This window comes from uncultured Planktosalinus sp., assembly GCF_963973675.1.
GTDB lineage: Bacteria > Bacteroidota > Bacteroidia > Flavobacteriales > Flavobacteriaceae > Planktosalinus.
In genome coordinates this window covers 1-1612 of record NZ_CAXBAN010000477.1, presented here as the reverse complement: position 1 = coordinate 1612, position 1612 = coordinate 1, and the positions used below count along the sequence as shown (strand labels likewise).

The 1612-nt window shown below is 37.9% G+C and carries 2 protein-coding genes; both read left to right on the top strand.

From position 1 onward, the window contains the following. On the top strand, positions 1–550 hold a 550-nt coding region (locus AACY61_RS13500; RefSeq protein WP_339612104.1), incomplete at its 5' end, for a hypothetical protein. 574 nt (positions 551–1124) lie between these two features. Next, positions 1125–1612 (top strand): SOS response-associated peptidase family protein (locus tag AACY61_RS13495; protein WP_339612103.1); only part of this gene is annotated, 488 nt, incomplete at its 3' end.

Below are 1612 nucleotides of genomic sequence, written 5' to 3'. Positions count from 1 at the left end.
ATCACCTTTAAATTCTTTAACCCAAATTGGAGGAAATATTTTAAGAATTACATCTAGCCCTAACTTAACATCACTGGGTCCTGGTCTTGAAAATCTTAATCTTACAGAATTAAATCCAGATGGAATCGGTGTAGAAGTTCAAATTCAGAATAATAGCAATCTAATTAGCCTCTCTGGTTTTGGGGATGTTTCCATCTATTCTTTATCTTTATCAAATAATCAATCCTTAACATCTTTAGCAGGATTTGAAAATGTCTTATTAAAAGCGATTTCAATAAACAACTGTAATTTGTTCACATCTTTTGCCGGGTTAAATAACTCTATAAATAACTTGGATTCATTAAGTATTAATAATTCTAATCAATTGAATAATTTATCAGGTTTAGATAATGTTACAGTTGAAGATGTACTATTAATTGAAAATAATGTTTCATTAAATGATTACTGTGCCCTGAATCCACAAAGCGCTAATGCAAGTATATTTGATATTTATGGTAATGCTTTTAATCCAACTCAACAAGACATTTTAACCGGTAATTGTAGTCAATAAATGACTCCCTTTAAATATTCAGCATAATATTAAACCTAATTTTGATTGGTTTTCAATATTTCAATATCTACATTCCGTTTGTTTTTAATATTTTTTCCCCGCTACGGCGCGATTGCGTCGCGTGGTATGAATTAGCATCGTAGTCAATCAAGGTAATGAAAACTCAAAATCAATAAACTATGACCAGATACTACAAATTTCTAAATCCTGAAAGATTGTATATTGTCAGCTTTACTCATTCATAATTATTTTTAGGTATTCCTGCATCCCGAGTACGGTACCACCTTTAGCGTAAACGATACCATTGCCCTGTATGCCTGGCACTGCAAGCACCATCTTGTACATATCACAGAGACCAAAAAGAGATACCATTGGGAATAAAGCATTCAGCTATCAGCTTCTTTTGCGTATTCGCGTATCTGCTTACAGCTGATAGCTTACTGCCTAATGCTTATTGCTTACAGCTAACTTAATTGAATTATTTGTACTTTACCCTTTCGTTATAAACACCATTACTTTGTGCTTCCACACCTCACAAACAAAAAAAGTAAGCGCCCTTGAAAGCAGGTTCCAAGTGGCATTGCACAAAGAAGCCACCCGAACGCTATTTGACACGCCCGTTTTTCACCACAACGGTTTTGCCCACCCTCCTATGCTCCTCATCCCCCAGGAAGAACCTGCAGCGTTGGTTGCGGGAAAATGGGGCATCGTCCCTCAAAACAAAAAAAAGGAGGAAGTGGGTGCTTATTACAAAGAAGCCGTGCGCTATGGTGGTGGTCTCAATGCGCAGTCAGAAAAGCTGTTCAGCCATTTCATCTATAAACACGCGGCACTTTCCCGGCGTTGCCTGATTCCCGTTACCGGTTTCTTTGAACCCCACGACCTAAAGGGTAAAAAGTATCCTTTTTACATCTCCCGTCAAGACAACGAGGTCTTTGCCCTGGCAGGCATATACACCCTTATTGCTGGCATGCCCACCTTTTCCATACTCACACAGGCAGCTTCTGCCCTCTTTGAAAAAATACACAACAAGAAGAAAAGACAACCCATTCTCATTGCTGC